This window comes from Bradyrhizobium sp. NBAIM03 (genome assembly GCF_020194055.1).
Classification (GTDB): domain Bacteria; phylum Pseudomonadota; class Alphaproteobacteria; order Rhizobiales; family Xanthobacteraceae; genus Bradyrhizobium; species Bradyrhizobium yuanmingense.
This window is the reverse complement of record NZ_JADYVS010000018.1, coordinates 13,312-31,628: the sequence shown is the minus strand read 5'-3', so window position 1 is coordinate 31,628 and position 18,317 is coordinate 13,312. Positions and strand designations below refer to the sequence as shown.

At 65.5% G+C, this 18,317-nt stretch carries 21 protein-coding genes; 10 read left to right on the top strand and 11 right to left on the bottom strand.

Annotated elements, in window-relative coordinates; genetic code table 11:
• Nucleotides 1–18 precede the first annotated feature (18 nt).
• From hslU to hslV, 4 genes are read right to left on the bottom strand one after another with little or no spacing between them, the layout of a single operon-like run.
• Nucleotides 19–1,323 (bottom strand): ATP-dependent protease ATPase subunit HslU, encoded by a 1,305-nt coding sequence (hslU, locus tag I6F21_RS24775; protein ID WP_036003145.1) that lies wholly within the window; start codon nucleotides 1,321–1,323, stop codon nucleotides 19–21.
• Nucleotides 1,324–1,372: 49 nt separating this feature from the next.
• Nucleotides 1,373–1,990 carry a DUF2585 domain-containing protein gene (locus I6F21_RS24770; protein ID WP_225183541.1) on the bottom strand — a complete coding sequence of 206 codons (618 nt, stop codon included), beginning with the start codon at nucleotides 1,988–1,990 and terminating at the stop codon, nucleotides 1,373–1,375.
• The gene (locus I6F21_RS24765; protein WP_225183540.1) at nucleotides 1,987–2,469 is read right to left on the bottom strand and encodes a GNAT family N-acetyltransferase; all 483 of its coding nucleotides are present in this window, start codon (nucleotides 2,467–2,469) and stop codon (nucleotides 1,987–1,989) included. The genes I6F21_RS24770 and I6F21_RS24765 overlap by 4 nt, the downstream gene beginning before the upstream one ends.
• A gap of 3 nt (nucleotides 2,470–2,472) precedes the next feature.
• Nucleotides 2,473–3,033: an ATP-dependent protease subunit HslV gene (gene hslV, locus I6F21_RS24760; protein ID WP_036003154.1), complete on the bottom strand. Its 561-nt coding sequence runs from the start codon at nucleotides 3,031–3,033 to the stop codon at nucleotides 2,473–2,475.
• 191 nt (nucleotides 3,034–3,224) lie between these two features.
• On the opposite strand from hslV, the gene hisB reads away from it, so the two are divergent.
• From hisB to I6F21_RS24720, 8 genes are all read left to right on the top strand, one after another.
• Nucleotides 3,225–3,818: an imidazoleglycerol-phosphate dehydratase HisB gene (hisB, locus tag I6F21_RS24755; RefSeq protein ID WP_036003156.1), complete on the top strand. Its 594-nt coding sequence runs from the start codon at nucleotides 3,225–3,227 to the stop codon at nucleotides 3,816–3,818.
• A 65-nt stretch (nucleotides 3,819–3,883) separates the two neighbouring features.
• Nucleotides 3,884–4,414, top strand: coding sequence for a DUF2628 domain-containing protein (locus I6F21_RS24750; protein ID WP_036024306.1), 531 nt, complete (start codon nucleotides 3,884–3,886; stop codon nucleotides 4,412–4,414).
• Complete coding sequence (gene hisH, locus I6F21_RS24745; protein WP_036003163.1) at nucleotides 4,411–5,061, top strand: imidazole glycerol phosphate synthase subunit HisH; 651 nt, start codon at nucleotides 4,411–4,413, stop codon at nucleotides 5,059–5,061. Before I6F21_RS24750 ends, hisH begins: the two co-directional genes overlap by 4 nt.
• Complete coding sequence (gene hisA, locus I6F21_RS24740) at nucleotides 5,058–5,795, top strand: 1-(5-phosphoribosyl)-5-[(5-phosphoribosylamino)methylideneamino]imidazole-4-carboxamide isomerase (RefSeq protein ID WP_057025979.1); 738 nt, start codon at nucleotides 5,058–5,060, stop codon at nucleotides 5,793–5,795. The genes hisH and hisA overlap by 4 nt, the downstream gene beginning before the upstream one ends.
• Before the next feature lie 3 nt (nucleotides 5,796–5,798).
• Entirely contained in the window at nucleotides 5,799–6,572 is a 774-nt protein-coding gene (hisF, locus tag I6F21_RS24735) for an imidazole glycerol phosphate synthase subunit HisF (protein ID WP_018646048.1), read from the top strand.
• Nucleotides 6,573–6,674: 102 nt separating this feature from the next.
• Complete coding sequence (locus tag I6F21_RS24730; protein ID WP_036044993.1) at nucleotides 6,675–6,998, top strand: phosphoribosyl-ATP diphosphatase; 324 nt, start codon at nucleotides 6,675–6,677, stop codon at nucleotides 6,996–6,998.
• 36 nt (nucleotides 6,999–7,034) lie between these two features.
• Nucleotides 7,035–7,991 carry a type I pantothenate kinase gene (gene coaA, locus I6F21_RS24725; RefSeq protein ID WP_036003185.1) on the top strand — a complete coding sequence of 319 codons (957 nt, stop codon included), beginning with the start codon at nucleotides 7,035–7,037 and terminating at the stop codon, nucleotides 7,989–7,991.
• 104 nt (nucleotides 7,992–8,095) lie between these two features.
• Nucleotides 8,096–8,335: a hypothetical protein gene (locus tag I6F21_RS24720; protein WP_036003274.1), complete on the top strand. Its 240-nt coding sequence runs from the start codon at nucleotides 8,096–8,098 to the stop codon at nucleotides 8,333–8,335.
• A gap of 45 nt (nucleotides 8,336–8,380) precedes the next feature.
• Here I6F21_RS24720 and I6F21_RS24715 read toward each other — a convergent pair whose 3' ends face one another.
• The 5 genes from I6F21_RS24715 to I6F21_RS24695 all read right to left on the bottom strand — a co-directional run bounded on the left by I6F21_RS24715 (nucleotide 8,381) and on the right by I6F21_RS24695 (nucleotide 14,812).
• Nucleotides 8,381–9,439 (bottom strand): AI-2E family transporter, encoded by a 1,059-nt coding sequence (locus I6F21_RS24715; protein ID WP_036003187.1) that lies wholly within the window; start codon nucleotides 9,437–9,439, stop codon nucleotides 8,381–8,383.
• 71 nt (nucleotides 9,440–9,510) lie between these two features.
• On the bottom strand, nucleotides 9,511–10,140 hold the full coding sequence (locus I6F21_RS24710) for a histidine phosphatase family protein (protein WP_225113144.1): 630 nt from the start codon (nucleotides 10,138–10,140) through the stop codon (nucleotides 9,511–9,513).
• Between the two features lie 85 nt (nucleotides 10,141–10,225).
• A complete protein-coding gene (locus tag I6F21_RS24705) occupies nucleotides 10,226–12,469 on the bottom strand; it encodes a PAS domain-containing hybrid sensor histidine kinase/response regulator (RefSeq protein WP_225183539.1) in 2,244 nt (747 codons plus the stop codon).
• A gap of 228 nt (nucleotides 12,470–12,697) precedes the next feature.
• Nucleotides 12,698–13,165 (bottom strand): hypothetical protein, encoded by a 468-nt coding sequence (locus I6F21_RS24700; RefSeq protein WP_036024312.1) that lies wholly within the window; start codon nucleotides 13,163–13,165, stop codon nucleotides 12,698–12,700.
• A gap of 108 nt (nucleotides 13,166–13,273) precedes the next feature.
• Nucleotides 13,274–14,812 carry a YifB family Mg chelatase-like AAA ATPase gene (locus tag I6F21_RS24695; protein ID WP_225183538.1) on the bottom strand — a complete coding sequence of 513 codons (1,539 nt, stop codon included), beginning with the start codon at nucleotides 14,810–14,812 and terminating at the stop codon, nucleotides 13,274–13,276.
• Between the two features lie 228 nt (nucleotides 14,813–15,040).
• On the opposite strand from I6F21_RS24695, the gene I6F21_RS24690 reads away from it, so the two are divergent.
• A complete protein-coding gene (locus I6F21_RS24690) occupies nucleotides 15,041–15,286 on the top strand; it encodes a PilZ domain-containing protein (protein WP_018644993.1) in 246 nt (81 codons plus the stop codon).
• A 79-nt stretch (nucleotides 15,287–15,365) separates the two neighbouring features.
• Nucleotides 15,366–16,163, top strand: a complete 798-nt coding sequence (locus I6F21_RS24685) for a tetratricopeptide repeat protein (protein ID WP_225183537.1) — start codon at nucleotides 15,366–15,368, stop codon at nucleotides 16,161–16,163.
• Between the two features lie 119 nt (nucleotides 16,164–16,282).
• Here the strand turns inward: I6F21_RS24685 and I6F21_RS24680 are convergent, their stop codons facing one another.
• Together I6F21_RS24680 and I6F21_RS24675 are read right to left on the bottom strand one after the other, a co-directional pair.
• Nucleotides 16,283–17,572: an AAA family ATPase gene (locus tag I6F21_RS24680; protein WP_036003204.1), complete on the bottom strand. Its 1,290-nt coding sequence runs from the start codon at nucleotides 17,570–17,572 to the stop codon at nucleotides 16,283–16,285.
• Entirely contained in the window at nucleotides 17,569–18,300 is a 732-nt protein-coding gene (locus tag I6F21_RS24675; RefSeq protein WP_225183536.1) for a CpaD family pilus assembly protein, read from the bottom strand. The genes I6F21_RS24680 and I6F21_RS24675 overlap by 4 nt, the downstream gene beginning before the upstream one ends.
• Nucleotides 18,301–18,317 lie beyond the last annotated feature (17 nt).

Sequence of the window (18,317 nt, the reverse complement as noted above, 5' to 3'; positions counted from 1 at the left end):
TAGCGTGACCGCTCCGAATCACAAAATGAAGCGGCTCAGATCCGCATTCTTGGCGAGATCGCCGATGTGCTTTTGCACGTAATCCGCATCGAGCCGGACGGTCTCGCCGTTGCGGTCGGGGGCGGTGAAGGAGATCTCGTCCAGCACCCGCTCCATCACCGTCTGCAGCCGCCGGGCGCCGATGTTCTCGACCGTTGAGTTGACGGCAACCGCAATGTCGGCCAGCGCATCGATGGCGCTGTCGGTGATGTCGAGCGTCACGCCTTCGGTCTGCATCAGGGCCACATATTGCTTGATCAGCGAGGCCTCGGGCTCGGTCAGGATGCGGCGCATGTCGTCGCGGGTCAGCGCCTGCAATTCGACCCTGATCGGCAGGCGGCCCTGCAATTCCGGCAACAGGTCCGACGGCTTGGCCACGTGGAAGGCGCCCGACGCAATGAACAGGATGTGGTCGGTCTTGACCGCGCCGTGCTTGGTCGAGACCGTGGTGCCTTCGATCAGCGGCAGGAGATCGCGCTGCACGCCCTCGCGCGAGACGTCGCCGCCGACGCGGCCGTCGCGAGCGCAGATCTTGTCGATCTCGTCGAGGAACACGATGCCGTTGTTCTCGACCGCGCTGATCGCCTCCAGCGTCAGCTGCTCGGTGTCCAAGAGCTTGTCGGATTCCTCGTTGACGAGGATCTCGTGCGAGCTCTCCACTGTCAGCCGGCGCGTCTTGCTGCGGCCGCCGAGCTTGCCGAAGATGTCGCCGAGCGAGATCGCGCCCATCTGGGCGCCCGGCATGCCCGGAATCTCGAACATCGGCATGCCGCCGCCCGACGACTGCGTCTCGATTTCGATTTCCTTGTCGTTCAGTTCGCCGGCGCGCAGCTTCTTGCGGAAGGATTCGCGCGTCGCCGAGCTCGCATTGGCGCCGACCAGCGCATCGAGCACGCGCTCCTCGGCGGCAAGCTGGGCGCGCGCCTGCACGTCCTTGCGCTTTCGCTCGCGCACTTGCGCGATTGCGACCTCGACGAGATCGCGGATAATCTGCTCGACGTCGCGGCCGACATAGCCGACCTCGGTGAACTTGGTCGCTTCGACCTTCAGGAACGGCGCATTCGCGAGCTTGGCGAGCCGCCGCGCGATTTCCGTCTTGCCGACGCCGGTGGGGCCGATCATCAGGATGTTCTTCGGCAGCACCTCCTCGCGCAAGGAGCCGGTGAGCTGCTGCCGGCGCCAGCGGTTGCGCAGCGCGATCGATACGGCGCGCTTGGCGTCGCCCTGGCCGACGATGAAACGGTCGAGTTCGGAAACGATTTCGCGGGGGGAGAAGTCTGTCATGTCTGATTAGCTAGGGCGGGAGACGGCCAAGGACAAGCCGCATTTTGGGTCAGATGATCGGCGGGCCGGATTGCCATTGCTTCACGGCCTCGATCGGATGGATCAGCATCAGGATATTGAGCGTCAGATTGTCGCGAATGTGGAGCGCCAGCACGATCTCGAAGGCCAGCCCCAGCAGCACGGTCGTGGTGACAGGCAGCGCGCGTGCGGCCAGGAACCCCAAGATCATGGCCAGATTGTCCGAGACCGAATTGAGGATGCTGTCGCCGTAATAATCCAGCGAGATCGTGCCGGCGCGGTAGCGCTCGATGATGAAGGGCGAGTTCTCGACGATCTCCCAGGCGCCTTCGATCAGGATGGCGATGATCAGCCGTGCGGGCCAGGAGAGAGGCAGCAAGGGTAACCGCGCAAACAAAAGCCAAGTCAGGCCGTAGAACAGGAAGCCGTGCAGGACGTGTGAGAACGTGTACCAGTCTGCAATCTGCTGAGAATTCTCCGAGCTGTTCACCACGCCGTGCCACAGCTTGATGGTGCCGCAGGCGCAGATCGGCACCCGCCCCATCGCCAGCAGGATCGCGGCCTGCAGCGCCAGCAGCAACAGCGCGATGCCGGCCCAGGCGAGCGGCGGGAATGTGGTCTTGGCGGCGGGAGTTGCGGCGAGCGTCATGGGTCTCGGATCATCAGGAGTGCGGGACCATCGGGCGTGACGATCTCGTGCCGCGGCACGAAGCCAGCTTTCTCATAGGCACGAATCGCGCGCGCATTGGAAGGACTCGGGTCTATCACGATGCGCGGCACACCGCGCGCGAAGAGCTGGTCGATGAAGGCGCGGATGAAAGCGGAGCCGTGGCCGCATCCGAGCATGTCAGCCTCGCCGATGAACTGATCGAGGCCGCGAGTGCCCACGGGCTGCGGGCCGAAGCTGATATGCCAATCGCCGAGCCGGTAGCACTGCAGGTAGGCGAAAGGCCGGCCGTCAAGGCTGACGATGAACTGCGCCAGGTCAGGATGATCGAGGTCGCCGCCGACGAATTCCAGCGTCTCCGGATCATGCCACCACTCGGCGACATGCGGTGTGGCGAGCCAGCGCCGGATCAGCGGCATGTCGGCCAAGGTCAGCGGGCGGAAGGCGTAGGCAGGCGCCATGACCTACCCCGTCGCCAGGCTCTCGATCGTCAGATTCCGGTTGGTGTAGACGCAGATATCGGCGGCGATGTCGAGGGAGCGGCGGACGATGGTCTCGGCGTCCTTGTCGGTGTCGAGCAGGGCCCGGGCCGCCGCCAGCGCGTAATTGCCGCCGGAGCCGATCGCCATCACGCCGGCCTCGGGTTCGAGCACGTCGCCGGTGCCTGTCAGCACGAGGGAGACGTCCCTGTCAGCCACGATCATCATGGCCTCCAGCCGCCGAAGATAGCGGTCGGTGCGCCAGTCCTTGGCGAGCTCCACCGCCGCCCGGGTCAGCTGCCCCGGATATTGCTCGAGCTTGGATTCGAGCCGCTCGAACAGCGTGAAGGCGTCAGCCGTGGCGCCGGCAAAGCCGCCGATCACGTCGCCCTTGCCGAGCTTGCGGACCTTCTTGGCATTGGACTTGATCACGGTCTGGCCGATCGAGACCTGGCCGTCGCCGCCGACCACCACCTTGCCGCCCTTGCGGACCGTTAGAATCGTGGTGCCGTGCCAGCCCGGCGAGCTGTTCTGGGAGTCCTGCATGAATACCTCACTGTCCGGCCTGATTTAGGCGGTCGGGACGAAGGGCACAACGGGCCGTTCCGGGCCGAATTTCGCTCACCATAGGCAGAAGTAGAGGTCCGGCCGGCCGTTCCCGCAGTAGCGAAGGTGTCATTTGGCTGTTAAGAGACTGGCGTTTTCGGCTCCCTAGCTAGGATGAAAGCCAGCTTTCAATGCGCACCGCGACGATCAAGCGCAAGACCAAGGAAACCGACATCGAGGTCTCCGTGAACCTCGATGGCACCGGCGTGGCCAATATCGCGACCGGCATCGGCTTTTTCGACCATATGCTCGATCTCCTCGCCCGCCATTCCCGCATCGACCTCACGGTCAAGGCGGTGGGCGATCTGCACATTGATTATCACCATACCACCGAGGACACCGGCATCGCGCTTGGCCAGGCGGTCAAGCAGGCACTCGGCAACATGGCGGGTATCACCCGCTATGCCGGCGTGCACATGCCCATGGACGAGACGCTGACGCGCGTGGTGATCGACATCTCGGGCCGCCCGTTCCTGGTGTTCAAGGCCGACTTCCCCCGGCACAAGATCGGCGAGTTCGACACCGAGCTGGTGCGCGAGTGGTTCCAGGCTTTTGCCATCAACGCCGGCGTGACTCTCCACGTCGAGACCCTATATGGCGATAACAGCCATCATATCGCCGAGTCCTGCTTCAAGGGTCTGGCTCGGGCGCTCCGCGCGGCCGTGGCGATCGATCCGAAGGCGGCGGGCGAAATCCCCTCCACCAAGGGCTCGCTCGGCGGCTGACATCTTCCGTCTTGCGGCGAACGCTGCTGGCGGCATCACTGAATTTCGAGAACGGGGCATCACCCATGCCTGTCTACACAGTTCACGCTCCCTCACCCGCAGGAGCCGATCCGCGCGCGTCCGACAAGTTCGTGTTCGTGCGCGACGGCTTCCATTTCTGGGCGATGATCTTCGGTCCGTTCTGGCTGCTGTGGAATCGGCTGTGGCTGGCGCTGATCGGCTATCTGATCTTCCTGGTTGCGTTCAACGCGGGGCTGTCGAGCCTCGGCGTCGGGCGCTCCTCTATCTTTTTCGCCGATTGCATCGTCGCGCTGCTGATGGGCCTCGAAGCCTCGAGCCTGCGCCGCTGGACCTTGTCGCGCGGCAAGTGGCGGCAGCTCGACATCGTCGTCGCCGACGACAGCGATACTGCGGAGCGCCGCTTCTTCGAGCGCTGGAGCCAGAAGCAGAACGGTAGCGCTGGCGATCAATGGGCCGTCGACCGCGGCGGCCCGCCGCCGACCCGGAATGTGCCGGGCCAGCCATTCTCGAACCCGCCGCCGATTCCGGCCGGCGGCATCATTGGGTTGTTTCCAGAACCGGGAGGGTCAAGATGAGCGTCGCCATCATCGATTACGGTTCCGGCAATCTGCATTCAGCCGCGAAAGCCTTCGAGCGCGCCGCGCGCAGCCTGGAGAGCCCGCAAAAGGTCTTTGTTACCAGCGATCCGGACCAGGCTTACGAGGCCGATCGCCTGGTGCTGCCGGGTGTCGGTGCCTTCGCCGATTGCCGGCGCGGGCTGGACGCCGTCAACGGCATGGTCGAGGCCATCACCGAAGCGGTGCGCGTCAAGGCGCGGCCGTTCTTCGGCATCTGCGTCGGCATGCAGCTGATGGCGAGCCGCGGCAAGGAGCATGTCGTCACCGAAGGGCTGAACTGGATCGGCGGCGACGTCGAGAAGATCACGCCGCGCGATGAAAGCCTGAAGATCCCGCACATGGGCTGGAATACGCTGGACCTGCTGCAGGAGCATCCGGTGCTGAACAAGCTGCCGCTCGGTCCGAAGGGCCAGCACGCTTATTTCGTGCACTCCTACCATCTCAACGCCGCCAGCGAGGCGGACGTGCTTGCGCGCGCCGATTACGGGGGGCCCGTCACGGCGATCGTCGGCAAGGACACCGCCATCGGCACGCAATTCCACCCCGAGAAGAGCCAGCGCTTCGGGCTGGCCCTGATCTCGAACTTCTTGCGATGGAAACCGTGATTCTCTTTCCCGCGATCGACCTCAAGAACGGCCAGTGCGTGCGCCTCGAGCAAGGCGACATGGCGCGCGCGACCGTGTTCAATCTCAATCCGGCCGCACAGGCGCAGAGCTTTGCCGCGCAGGGCTTTGAATATCTCCACGTCGTCGACCTCGACGGCGCCTTCGCCGGCAAGCCTGTGAATGCCGGGGCCGTCGAGGCGATGCTGAAGACGATCAAGATTCCGGTGCAGCTCGGCGGCGGCATTCGCGATCTCGCGACCGTCGAAGCCTGGCTCGACAAGGGCATCACCCGCGTCATCATCGGCACCGCCGCGGTGCGCGATCCTGAATTGGTGAAAAGCGCCGCCAAAAAATTCCCCGGCCGCGTCGCGGTCGGGCTCGATGCGCGCGACGGCAAGGTCGCGGTCGAAGGCTGGGCCGAGACCTCGCAAGTGACTGTGCTCGAGATCGCCAAGCGCTTCGAGGATGCCGGCGTTGCCGCCATCATCTTCACCGACATCGCGCGAGACGGCCTGCTCAAGGGCTTGAACTTAGAGGCGACCATCGCGCTGGCCGATGCCATCTCGATTCCCGTGATCGCCTCCGGCGGCCTCGCCTCGATCGAGGACGTGAAAGCCATGCTGACGCCGCGCGCGAAGAAGCTCGCCGGCGCGATCGCCGGCCGCGCGCTCTATGACGGCCGGCTCGATCCCGCCGCCGCCCTCACGTTGATCCGCGACGCGCGCAGGAGCTGACCCATGTTCAAGGTGCGCGTGATCCCCTGCCTCGACGTCAAGGACGGCCGCGTCGTCAAGGGCGTCAACTTCGTCGATCTCAGGGATGCCGGCGATCCCGTCGAGGCCGCCATCGCCTATGACGCCGCCGGCGCCGACGAGCTCACCTTCCTCGACATCACCGCGACCCACGAGAACCGCGGCATCATGCTGGACGTGGTCCGGCGCACGGCGGAAGCCTGCTTCATGCCTGTCACCGTCGGCGGCGGCGTGCGCGAGGTCAACGACATCAAGACGCTGCTGCGCGCCGGCGCCGACAAGGTGTCGATCAACAGCGCCGCGGTGTCGCGGCGCGAATTCGTCAAGGAAGCCGCTGAAAAATTCGGCGAGCAGTGCGTGGTGGTCGCGATCGATGCCAAGCGCGTCAAGCGTCCGGGCGGCGACCGCTGGGAGATCTTCACCCATGGCGGGCGCAACTCGACCGGCATCGACGCGATCGAATACGCGCAGGAGGTGGTTTCGCTCGGCGCCGGTGAAATCCTGCTCACCTCGATGGACCGCGACGGCACAAGGCAGGGATTCGATATTCCGCTGACCCGCGCGATCGCCGACAGCGTTCCCGTTCCCGTGATCGCCTCGGGCGGCGTCGGCAATCTCGACCATCTCGTCGACGGTATCCGCGACGGGCACGCCACCGCGGTGCTGGCGGCTTCGATCTTCCATTTCGGGGAATTCACCATTCGTGAGGCCAAGGAGCACATGGCGCGGCGTGGGCTGCCGATGCGCCTGGATGCCTGACGACTCCGGTTCGTAACGATGCTAACATTGGCGGACGGGGATGGCCGCCGTGGCCAAATCTGTTGCCAAGCTTGCTTTCAAGCGTGTTTCCGAGTGAGTCCGATGCCGCGTTTCACGATCCATGATCTGGCCGAAACCATCGACGCCCGCGCAGCGTCCGGCGGCGAAGCATCGTATACCCGCAAGCTGCTCGACAAAGGCCCCGAGCATTGCGCCAAGAAGTTCGGCGAGGAAGCAGTCGAAACCGTAATCGCTGCAGTCGAAAACGATCGCGCGCATCTGATCGCTGAAAGTGCCGACCTGCTCTATCATTTCCTTGTGCTGCTGAAGGCGCGCGGCATAAAGCTGGAAGAGGTCGAGGCCGCGCTGGACAAGCGGACCTCGATGTCGGGGCTGGAAGAGAAGGCGTCGCGCAAGGGCGGCTAGGCAAGGGCGAATAGATCGCAACGGAAAGGCGGCGTCATGGATATCCGCGCACCCGAGCAGCAGTACAATCCCTACCGCGTTTATACGCGTGAGGAATGGGCGCGACTGCGCGACGATACGCCGATGACGCTCGAGCCGGGCGAGTTCGACCGGCTGCGTTCGCTGCACGATCGCCTCGACCTGCAGGAGGTCGAAGACATCTATCTGCCGCTGTCGCGCCTGTTGTCGATCTACGTCGATGCCATGCAGCGGCTGTACTACGCCGAGCGCCAGTTCCTCAACATCAGGGACCGCAAGGTGCCCTACATCATCGGCGTCGCCGGCTCGGTGGCGGTCGGGAAATCCACCACGGCACGCGTGCTCCAGGCCCTCTTGGCGCGCTGGTCGCCGCGGCCGAAAGTCGAACTGATCACCACCGACGGATTTCTCTATCCCAATGCGGTGCTCGAGCGGCACGGCATCATGCAGAAGAAGGGTTTTCCGGAGAGCTACGATCTGCCGATGCTGCTCAACTTCCTCTCCGACATCAAGGCTGGCCGTCGCCACGTCCGCGCGCCGGTCTATTCGCATCTGACCTACGATATCGTGCCGAACCAATGGGCCGAGATCGACCAGCCCGACATCCTGATCGTTGAAGGCGTCAACGTGCTGCAGACCGGCAAGCTGCCGCGCGATGGCAAGGCGGTGCCGGTGGTTTCCGACTTCTTCGATTTCTCGGTCTATATCGACGCCGACGAGGCGGCGCTGCGGCAATGGTACATCAAGCGCTTCCTGGCGCTGCGCGACACCGCGTTCACCAATCCAAAATCATACTTCAACCGCTATGCGCTGTTGTCGGACGAGGAAGCCACCGCGACCGCGATCGCTATCTGGGAGCGTACCAACCTCGCCAATCTCGAGGACAACATCCTGCCGACCCGGCCCCGTGCGACGCTGATCCTCAAGAAGGGCGCCGACCACACCGTGGAGAGCGTGGCGCTCAGGCGACTGTAAGCGCGGCGGTGAGCGTAGGTTCTTGACCGTTCGGGCAGAGTATCTTTTGTTGCAGACCAATAATGGGTATTCCGCTATTCCTTGGAAAACGGCGGGGGCACACCATGGTTGATCGTCTCAGGAGCGCTGCGGAGCAGCTGGAAGCTCCGGTCTGCCCGGACTGCCACGTCGAAATGAAGTGGTTCCGCTCGGAATTGCTCACGGACGAGCCGACCCCGGTCATCGCGCATCTCTTTGTGTGCCCGCATTGCAAGCGCGCCGCGCAGGCAAATACCGTCTTCCGGGGAGGCCAGACGACGCCCGACAAGCTGTCTGCACCGCGCTTCATTGTCTCTGCTGCATGAGAGACCGCGTCGGCCGGATCGCCCGCTCCAGGCCCGGCATGACGATCATTTCGGGGCCCCCTGTTTCGACTTCGAGACGACGAAGATGTGCCACGTCGTCAGAAACATTGCAGCGACGAGCGGGCCGATCACGAACCCGTTCGCTCCGAACGTCGCAAGGCCGCCCAGCGTGGCGAGCAGCACGATATAGCTCGGCATCTGGATCGACTGGCCGACCAGGATCGGGCGGAGAAAATTGTCCGCAAGGCCGATCACGAAGGTGCCGAAAGCGAGCAGGATGAGTCCCTTCGTGACCGAACCTGCCACAAGCAGGTAAAGCGCAACCGGAACCCAGACCAGCGCGGAGCCGAGCACCGGCAGCAGCGAGAGCAGCGCCATCAGCGCGCCCGCCAGCAGCGGCGCGGTGAGGCCGAGCAGCCAGAAGATGAGCCCGCCGAGTGCTCCCTGTATCAACGCGACGAGAACGATCCCCTTGATCGTTCCACGAACCGCCAGGGTGAAGACATCGAGAATTTCCGCGGTATGGTTCGGGCTCAGCGGGAGCGCCTCGCGAATGCGGGCATTGAGCTCGTCACCGTCGCGCAGCAGGAAGAACAGCAGGTACAGCATCACGAGCAGGCTTGCGACGAACTCCAGCGTCACCTGACCGATGTTGATCGCGTGCCCGGCCAGCTGTTGTCCGGCAGGGACGACCAGACCCGACAGGCGTTCCCTCAGGGCCGAAAAATCGATGCCGGCCAGGCGGTCTCCGAGCGACACAGCCCAGGCGGGCAGCGCGGATTTCAGCTGCTGCAGGGGATGAGAGAGGCTGATCTCCCCGCTCTGAACGCGCTGATACAGCTCCCCGCCCTGGTCGATCAGCGACGCGATGATGACCGCCACGGGGATCAGGACCATGACGACCACCACGATGACGGTGACGAGGGCGGCAAGGTTGTGCTTTTCGGGCACGGATCTCAGCACCCGCCGATAGAACGGGGCGAAGATGATGGCCAGCAGCGTGGCCCACAACACGGCACCGGAGAACGGCCAAAGCACCCAGACGAACGCGACGGAGATCGCGCCGAGCAGGATGAGGAATGAACGATTCTCCGATGTTCTCACGTGTTCGCCAGCTCTTCGCTCGTTCGCCAGATGATGTCCGTAGCACAACACCGTGGCGGAGCGGCAGGTCCTCACCTGCCCGCTTTTGCGATCCAATCCGCCAGCGTGATGCGCCCTGCGAAGGTGGCGGGGCCCGAGCTGCCGGCCTTGTAGACGAAGGCCTCGCCTTCCCCGACGTTGCCGGCGTCCTTGCCGAAGGCGTCGGCGATGTTGGTCTTGTGGGTGACCAGGACCGTGTTGGTGCCGGCCTGCGGCGGCGCATCGACGAGCTGACGCACGGCCTGCCCGGCCTTGGCATTGGCGCCGGTCGGGTTTGCCATTCCCGATGCGCTGGCGTTGCTGCTGTCGGTCAGGGCATCGACCGGCTTGACCTCACGGCCGGAGATCAGCTTGCCGGCCTCGACCGCGCGGTTCAGCCGGCTGGTGTAGACGTCGCCGATGGGGATCGCGAGGTCCTTGATCGCCGTCCCGATCTGGCGCGCCGCGTCCCTGCCCTTCTCGCTGAGCTGACGCTGGGCACTCATGTCGTCGAACTTGAAGGGATAGACATCCTTCTGGCTGTCGTCAGTCGCGGTGTGTCGGAAGATCAGGACGTAGCCGCCCTGCTTGAGCGACGAGATGAGGTCCGGTGTGTCGGCGGCTGCGTGGCGGGAGATTCCAGCCAGGAGAACAATCAGGGCGAGGCGGCAAAGCACGTTCATGCGCAAAATCCTTTGGTTGCAAAATGCCCCCGGAGGGATCGTGACGCGCAAAGCGCTCGATTTCAATTGGGATCGTCAGACGAGATCAGGTTCCCGTGAGATCCGGAACCGTCTGGTGCCGGGACGCAGCAAGGCCCGCCAGCGCCTCCTCGAGCTTCTCACGGTCGACCGGCTTGATCAGAAATCCGTTCATGCCTGCCTCGAAGCAGGCATAACGATCCTCCAACAGCGTGTTGGCGGTGAGCGCCAGGATCGGCGTCCGGGAATCGCCCAGCGCGGCCTCGTGCGCGCGGATGCGCTTTGTCGCCTCGATGCCGTCGAGCTGCGGCATCTGGATGTCCATCAGCACGAGATCGTAGGGCGTGCCGGCCGATGAGGCGGCGAGCCAGGATTCCAGCGCGGCCTCGCCATGGACGGCAATGACGACGCGATGGCCGAGCTTGGTCAGCAGCGAGCGCATCAGCAAGGCGTTGATTTCGTTGTCCTCGGCGACGAGGATCGACAGGCCTTTCGCCGGTGCGGGGCCGGCGGAGGCCGGCGGCGGCTCCGGCGCGAGATCGGGCGAGGCGACCTCCGGCGTCAGGGCAAGGCGTGCGGCGAGCGAGGCCGCGCGCAGCGGCTTCACCAGAAAGCCGGTGAAAGCCGCCGACAGCTTCTCGTGCCGCGAGCTCGACGTCAGCAGCACGAGGCGCTGCAAGGCATGCGCGCGGGCGGCCTCACCGAGCTGATCGGCCGCGGCGGGGCCGATCGCCCGATCGATCAGCACCGCGTGCCAGGAGCGTTCCGGCAGCAATGCTTCGGCGACCGCCGCATCTGCAACCAGGCACGTCTGGCTGCCCCAGCGTTCGAGCCGCCGCGCGATGAGCGAGGCTTCGATGCCGTTGGCGACGAGGAGCATCGACTTGCCGGTGAGGTCGGGACTCGGAAAGGCGGTCTGCCCGGCGCCGCCTTGCGACGGCGGAAGCGGCACCGCGACCTCGAAAGTCGAGCCCTTGCCCGGCTCGCTCGTGAGAGTGATCCGGCCGCCCATGCGCTTGACGATGCGCTCGCTGATGGCGAGGCCAAGTCCGGTGCCGCCATAGGTGCGGACGACGCGCTCGTCGGCCTGCTCGAATTCGCGGAAGATGCGCTGCTGGGCTTCGGCTGCGATGCCGATGCCGGTGTCGCGAACCAGGAAGCTGATCTCGTTCGGCCAGATGCCGGGCTCGACGATCAGTGCCACGCCGCCGCTGCTCGTGAACTTGATGGCGTTGCCGGCGAGATTGAGCAGCACCTGGCGCAGCCGCGCGGCGTCGCCGACCACTTCGAGCGGCAGGCGCTCGTCGACATAGGCGGCGATCTCGAGCGACTTCGCCTGCGCGCGCGGCGCGAGCAGCTCGGTGATCTCTTCGACCAGGGTCGAGAGCGCGAAGGGACGTTGATCGAGGTCGAGCTTGCCGGCCTCGATCTTGGAATAGTCGAGCAGCTCCTCGATTAGCGCCATCAAGGCTTCGCCCGAGGTTTTCACCGCCCTGGCATAGGTCGCCTGCTCCGGCGTCAGATCGGTGTCGAGCAACAGGCCGCCCATACCGATGATGCCGTTCAGGGGGGTGCGGATCTCGTGCGAGGCCATCGCCAGGAAGCGCGACTTGGCGCGGTTGGCGGCGTCGGCCTGGTCGCGCGCGTCGGACAATGCGCGCTCGGTCTCGGTGCGGTCGGTGACGTCGCGTCCGACGCTCTGCAACTCGGCGGGCTGGCCGGCATCGAGGCGGACATAGCCCTCGCGCCAGGCGATCCAGCGCGCGCCGAGCGGGGTTGCGATCTTCTGGTCGTGGATGCGCGTGCCGCTGCTCTCGCGGGCACTGTCGCCCTGCTCCAGCACGTCGAAATCGAATCGCGTGCCGACCAGCGCGCTGCGCGCCTGTCCTGCGAGCGCGCAATAGGCCTCGTTGGCAAAGGTGATGCGGCCGTCGGAAGCGCGCAGCACGATGAGGTCGCCCTGCTGCTCGAACAGGCTGCGGGCGCGCTCTTCCGCTTCCTTCAGCTCCCAATTGCGGTCGATCAAGGCTTCGTTGTGGGCGGCGAGCGTCCGCAGCCGCTTATTGACGAAGCGCAGACGCATGCTCAGCGTCGCAAGGCCGAGGCAGGCGAGCGCGAACAGGAAGCTGGCGCCGATCGCAAAGGTGTGGGGATCGTAGCCGGAATTGTCGGACCGGCTGCCGGAGACGAAACCATAGGCGCCGCCGAACGTCGCCGAGAAGATCATGAAGGAGCGGATCGCGAAAGCGAGCCTCGGATGCCGTCGCCTGAAACGACGCATGCGCACCTTGATCCGGAACGTCCGACCCATCGCAACCGACCCTTGCCTGAAACCCCGCCGCCGCGTGCGACGATGGCCCGCCGACCTTGCGAACAAATTGCGGCGGTGGCGCCGCCTCCGAACAGGGTTGACGAGACGTTAACGGGTCAGAGCATGATCCGGACCCGAAGGGCCGCGTTAGCGAAAAGTGTGCAGCGGTTTTCCTTCGCGACAAACGCGGAACGTGTTTGCGCGGAGATCATGCTCAAACACAAAGCTCTAAAGCGATGCCGCCTGGAAGCGGCCATGGCCGCCGCGGGCGCCGACGATCAGCGCCGCCGCCTCGCGCGGCGAGAACGTCTTTGAGCGCACATAGATGCGGTAATCCGCCGGTCCTTCGCTGGAGAGATAGACCACCTGGCCGCCGTCGACCGGCTGCGCGGCGATCGAGACGAGACGCGTCGAAGGGCTGGCCTGGCAGGTGTCAGGCTCGGAGCCGAGGCCGTCGTCGACCACGGCAAAATCCGCGGCGTCGGCATCCTCGGTGATCTGGACCCGCACCGTCGCCTGCGCGGGATCGTCGGTGAAGGCGACATGCACGCCGGCGGTCCAGAACAGCGAGGTGAGCTCGACCGATGTGTCGCCCAACGCGATGCAGGGATGCGACACCGATCCGATCTCGGCGCGGGCGAACACCGCAGCCGCCAACAGGGGAACAGCCGAGGCCAGGAACTTGAAACGCAACATGACGCTCTACTCGCTAGGCCCCGGGAACTCACAACCGAAACGCGTCGGGCCTTATGGTTTGCAGAGCGTAAAGGAAAGTCGTTACCGCCGGGTTGATGCGCGGAATGATCAAGCCAGCTGGCGCACATCCTCCGCGAGTGCGCGGTACGACAGCGCTTCGGCGAGGTGCAGCCGGCCGATCTTGTCGGCATGGTCGAGGTCGGCCAGCGTGCGCGCCACCCGCAGCACGCGGTGATAGCCGCGCGCCGACAGGCGCATGGTCTCCGCGGCGTCGCGCAGCAGTTTTTGGCCCCGCGCGTCCGGCTTTGCGATCTCCTCCAGCACGGAGGCGGGGGCTTCAGCATTGGTGCGGACATGGGGCAGGCCTGCATCCGCATAGCGCGCCAGCTGGATGTCGCGCGCCGCCGCCACGCGGGCAGCGACCTCGGCCGATCCTTCCGACGGCGGCGGCAGGATCAGGTCGGCGGCCGTCACCGCCGGTACCTCGATGCGCAGATCGATGCGGTCCATCAGCGGACCGGAGATGCGCGCCTGGTAATCGCCGGTGCAGCGGTCGATGCGGCCGCGCTTGCAGGCATAGCCGGGCTCGAACGCATTGCCGCAGCGGCAGGGATTCATCGCCGCGACCAGCATGAAGCGGGCAGGGTAGGTGACGCGATGATTGGCGCGCGACACCGCGACCTCGCCGTTCTCCAGCGGTTGGCGCAGCGAATCCAGCACGCGCGGATCGAATTCCGGCAATTCGTCGAGGAACAGCACGCCCTGATGCGCCAGCGAGATCTCGCCGGGCTTGGCGCGCGCGCCGCCGCCGGTGAGCGCGGCCATGCTGGCGGAATGGTGCGGCGAGCGGAACGGGCGGCGCGCCGTCAGCGCGCCGCCTTCGATCTCGCCGGCGACCGAGGCGATCATCGAGACCTCGAGCAGCTCGCTCGGCGACAGCGGCGGCAGGATCGAGGGCAGGCGGGCGGCCAGCATCGATTTGCCCGCGCCCGGCGCGCCGATCATGAGCAGGTGGTGCCCGCCGGCGGCCGCGATCTCGAGTGCGCGCTTGGCGCTTTCCTGGCCCTTGATGTCGCGCAGGTCGAGCGTCGAGGCGGCGGCCTCATGCACCTTCGGCGTCGGCCGCGACAGCACCTGGGTGCCCTTGAAATGGTTGGCGATCTGGATCAGCGAGTGTGCGGCAATGATCTGGATGTCCGGGCTCGCCCACGCCGCTTCAGAGCCGCAGGACGCCGGGCAGATCAGACCTTCCTCGCGCATATTGGCGCCGATCGCGGCGGGAAGGACGCCGGCCACCGGCGCGATCGAGCCGTCGAGGCCGAGCTCGCCGAGCACGGTGAAGCCGGTCAGCGCATCCGGCGGGATGGCGCCGATCGCGGCCATCAGCCCGAGCGCGATCGGCAGGTCGTAATGGCTGCCCTCCTTCGGGAGGTCGGCCGGGGCCAGATTGACGATGATCCGCCGCGCCGGCAGCGCCAGCCCCGAGGCGATCAGCGCCGAGCGCACCCGCTCGCGCGCCTCCGACACCGCCTTGTCCGGCAGGCCGACGATGGCAAAGGCGGGCAGGCCGGGCGCGACCTGCACCTGCACGTCGACCGCACGGGCCTCGATCCCCTCAAAGGCGACGGTAGAAACCCGCTGAACCATGCCGAACCAGCCTGCCCATTGCTGCAATTAGGGGTAGCAGAGCGCGGCCGTTTCCGCAAGAACAATACGGGAACAATCGCTTGGCGGCCGGTCAAATCCTAACCAATCGTAAACGCAGCCCAGACACTACGTCTCGAATGCCGCCTTCTCTCCTCAGCACATTCCAACGAATGTCCGCTACTCCTAGGGCTGCGGGATGGGCCGTGGTCTAACGGGTGAACAGTTCAAATGCTTGCAAATCGCCGGAGAAGCGAACGTCGGGTGTGCAGCCGCCTCGCCAAGATCCATTTTGGCGCGGGCTCGCTGCCGCGGGATTGCACGATCACGGACATTTCGGATGGCGGCGTGAAAGTGGTGGCGGAATTTCTGGAAGTGCCGCCGCAATTCACCATCATCTTCGCGCCTGATTATTCCCGCCAATGCCGCCTGCGCTGGCGCATCGGCTGCGAATTCGGCGCCGAATTCGTCGACTGAACATCAACAGGCGCGCCCCTTAACGGGACTTTAGCGTTAATCGGTAAGCATCTCTGATCAGTTGCCGAGTGATCAGAGTATGCCCAAGCGTTCGTTCCTCGCCTTATCCCCGGCGGGATATCTGTGTTCCGCCGTCCTGATCCTCGCGCTCTGCGGCTGTCAGACGGCCGGCATCGACGACGTCACCGGTGCGCTCGGCGGCAAGCGGGAGCCCGCCGCCAAGCTTGACGGCAAGTCCGACAGCAAGGCCGACCCCACGCCGGAGATGGACGCACTTCGCGAGCGTTATCGCGCCAAGCCGAGCGATCCCGCCATTGCTCTCGAATACGGCAAGGCGCTGCGTGGCAGCGGCCAGCGCGCGCAGGCGGTCGCAGTGCTGGAGCAGGCCGTGCTCGCCCGTCCCGGCAACAAGGCGCTGCTCGCCGGCTACGGCCGCGCCCTCGCCGACAACGGCAATTTCCAGCAGGCCTTCGACGTCCTCGGCCGGGCGCATTCGCCCGAGGATCCCGATTGGCGCATCCTGTCGGCGCAAGGGGCTGTGCTCGATCAGCTCGGCCGCAACGAGGAAGCCCAGCAATATTACGCCGCGGCGTTGAAGATCGTGCCGAACGAGCCGACCGTGCTGTCCAATCTCGGCCTGTCCTACATGCTGCAAAATAATCTCTCGAAGGCCGAACAGGTGCTCGGCCGCGCCCATCAGCGCAATCAGAACGATGCGCGGGTCCGCGCCAATCTGGCGCTCGTGCTGGGATTGCAGGGTCGCGAGGCCGAGGCCGAAATCCTCGTCAAGGCAGACTTGCCGCCGGACCAGGCCGCGGCCAAAGTCGCGGCGCTGAAGCAGCTGCTGGCGAAAAAGCAGCAGCGGGCGGACAGGTAGTCCGCCCTAGAGCATGATCCGGACCCGAAGGGCCGCGTCAGCGCAAAGTGTGAAGCGGTTTTCCCTCGCGACAAACGCGGAAGGCGTTTGCGCGGAGATCATGCTCAAATAAGCCACGCCTACGACGCCTTGCGATGCGGGGCCGAGCTGCGCCCCGACTTGCCCTTCAGCTTCTTCAAAAGCGGCTCGAGCAGCGAGCGCTTCGGCTTCTTCACCTCGCCGCGGCCGGCGAGGCGGTTCGCCATATTCTGGAACAGAACGGTGGTGCGGTGGGTCCTGGAGACCTCCGCGATCATCTGGCCGTTATTGGCCGCGGTCGAGAACAGTTTCGAATCGAACGGGATCACCGCGATCGGTTGGCTCTCCATGGTCTTGGCAAAGGCCTTGACCTCGATCTCCGCACGCTTGTGCATGCCGACCTGGTTGAGGCAGTACAGCGGCGGCCGGTCGTTCGGTCGCGCCGCCTTCAGCACGCTCAGCATGTTCTTGGTGTTGCGCAAGTTGGCGAGATCGGGCTCGGCCACGATCACGATGTCGTCGGCGTTCACCAGCGCGCGCCGGGTCCAGCCGGACCATTGATGGGGCACGTCGAGCACGATGCAGGGCGTCGTCATGCGCAGCGTGTCGAACACGGCATCGAAGGCTTCAGCACCGAAATCGTAGACGCGGTCGAGCGTGGCGGGCGCTGCCAGGAGGCTGAGGCGATCGGTGCATTTGGCGAGCAGGCGCTCCATCAGCGCCGTGTCCGGCCGGTCCTGCGACAGCACCGCGTTGGCGATGCCCTGCACCGGATCCTGGTTGTAGTCGAGGCCCGCGGTGCCGAAGGCGAGGTCGAGATCGATCACGACGGAATCGAGCGAGAGATCGCGGGCAATGGTCCAGGCCAGATTATGCGCGACGGTGGACGCGCCGACGCCGCCCTTGGCGCCGACCACGGCGATGACGCGGCCGGTGATGATGGCTTCCGAGGCCGAGAACAGGCTGCAGATCGAGCGGACCACGTCGATGGTCTCGACCGGGCCGACCACGTAATCGTTGACGCCGCGGCGCACCAGCTCGCGATAGGGCGCGGTGTCGCTGGGGCTGCCGATCACGACCACGCGTGTGCCGGGATCGCAGACGCCGGCGAGGTCGTCCAGTCCTTCGAGGATGTCGCGCGTGCCGTCGGACTCGATGACGATCACGTTCGGCGTCGGCATCGATTCATAGGCTTCGATCGCCGCGGCGAGGCCGCCATCCTTGGCGCTGAGATGGGCCTTGGCGAGCCGGCGGTCCTGGCCAGCCGCGGTCACCGCCTTGAGCGTCTGCTCGGTCTCGCAGAAGGCTTGCACCGAAATGCGAGGAACCGGGGCGATGTGTTCCTCGGGATGCTGCGGATCGTCCGCGTCTTCGTCGTGGATGCCTGTCATTTGGCGGTATCGCTGAGTTTGGCCTTGTCGGATTCGGGATAGGTGGTCGTCGTCGTCGTGCCCTTGCGATAGCGATCGAACGCGATCTCGCGCCGTGCGGTATAGGCGGGCGTCTCGGCGCGCGGTTGCTCTAGGTCAGCCGGGTTGTCGATCATCGCGGCGAGATTGCGCTGGCTGGCGCAGCCCAGATTGAAATAGGGCCGGTTCTCGGTGTAGCCGGGGTTGAGGATGTTGGGGCCGACGTCTTCGGGCCACAGCCCGCAGGGGCCGGCGACCGCGGTGATCTTGGAATAGCTCAGGCGGATGGTGGGCAGTAGCCCGGGATCATCGGGGCGATAGGGCCGCTGGACGATGGCGCGCGACGGCACGCCGCCGGACGAGAGCACCGAGCGGATCTCCTGATAGGTTGCGGCGGCCGCGCGCGAATTGGCGGTGTCGACCGGCACATCGACGACGACCGAGCCGGTGCCTTCGCGCATCCAGTCCCGCGCGATGCCCGCGACGTCCGAATGCTGCGCAGCCGAGAGGCCGCCTCTGCTCTTGCCGACGAAGATCACGATCGACTTCTTGCCTTCCTGCACCGCAATCGGATGGCGCTGGCGATAATCGGTCGGCACCGTCTGGGTGACGATCTCGGTGGTGTTGCAGGCGCCGAGCATGACGGAGAGGCCCGTCAGTGCCAGCGTGAGCCGCAAATTGCGCCCTCGATCGGCTGATGTTGTCGTCATCCCCTGATCCCTCCTGC

Excerpts from the sequence above, each read along its gene's own strand:
- I6F21_RS24700 (WP_036024312.1), bottom strand. The coding sequence starts at position 13,165 with ATGTTGCGTTTCAAGTTCCTGGCCTCGGCTGTTCCCCTGTTGGCGGCT.
- I6F21_RS24710 (WP_225113144.1), bottom strand. The coding sequence starts at position 10,140 with ATGAACGTGCTTTGCCGCCTCGCCCTGATTGTTCTCCTGGCTGGAATC.
- coaA (WP_036003185.1), top strand. The coding sequence starts at position 7,035 with ATGGATATCCGCGCACCCGAGCAGCAGTACAATCCCTACCGCGTTTAT.
- I6F21_RS24695 (WP_225183538.1), bottom strand. The coding sequence starts at position 14,812 with ATGGTTCAGCGGGTTTCTACCGTCGCCTTTGAGGGGATCGAGGCCCGT.
- I6F21_RS24690 (WP_018644993.1), top strand. The coding sequence starts at position 15,041 with ATGCTTGCAAATCGCCGGAGAAGCGAACGTCGGGTGTGCAGCCGCCTC.
- hisB (WP_036003156.1), top strand. The coding sequence starts at position 3,225 with ATGCGCACCGCGACGATCAAGCGCAAGACCAAGGAAACCGACATCGAG.
- hisH (WP_036003163.1), top strand. The coding sequence starts at position 4,411 with ATGAGCGTCGCCATCATCGATTACGGTTCCGGCAATCTGCATTCAGCC.
- I6F21_RS24770 (WP_225183541.1), bottom strand. The coding sequence starts at position 1,990 with ATGACGCTCGCCGCAACTCCCGCCGCCAAGACCACATTCCCGCCGCTC.
- I6F21_RS24720 (WP_036003274.1), top strand. The coding sequence starts at position 8,096 with ATGGTTGATCGTCTCAGGAGCGCTGCGGAGCAGCTGGAAGCTCCGGTC.
- I6F21_RS24685 (WP_225183537.1), top strand. The coding sequence starts at position 15,366 with ATGCCCAAGCGTTCGTTCCTCGCCTTATCCCCGGCGGGATATCTGTGT.
- hslV (WP_036003154.1), bottom strand. The coding sequence starts at position 3,033 with ATGCAGGACTCCCAGAACAGCTCGCCGGGCTGGCACGGCACCACGATT.
- hisF (WP_018646048.1), top strand. The coding sequence starts at position 5,799 with ATGTTCAAGGTGCGCGTGATCCCCTGCCTCGACGTCAAGGACGGCCGC.
- hslU (WP_036003145.1), bottom strand. The coding sequence starts at position 1,323 with ATGACAGACTTCTCCCCCCGCGAAATCGTTTCCGAACTCGACCGTTTC.
- I6F21_RS24765 (WP_225183540.1), bottom strand. The coding sequence starts at position 2,469 with ATGGCGCCTGCCTACGCCTTCCGCCCGCTGACCTTGGCCGACATGCCG.
- I6F21_RS24730 (WP_036044993.1), top strand. The coding sequence starts at position 6,675 with ATGCCGCGTTTCACGATCCATGATCTGGCCGAAACCATCGACGCCCGC.
- I6F21_RS24680 (WP_036003204.1), bottom strand. The coding sequence starts at position 17,572 with ATGACAGGCATCCACGACGAAGACGCGGACGATCCGCAGCATCCCGAG.
- I6F21_RS24705 (WP_225183539.1), bottom strand. The coding sequence starts at position 12,469 with ATGGGTCGGACGTTCCGGATCAAGGTGCGCATGCGTCGTTTCAGGCGA.
- I6F21_RS24750 (WP_036024306.1), top strand. The coding sequence starts at position 3,884 with ATGCCTGTCTACACAGTTCACGCTCCCTCACCCGCAGGAGCCGATCCG.
- I6F21_RS24675 (WP_225183536.1), bottom strand. The coding sequence starts at position 18,300 with ATGACGACAACATCAGCCGATCGAGGGCGCAATTTGCGGCTCACGCTG.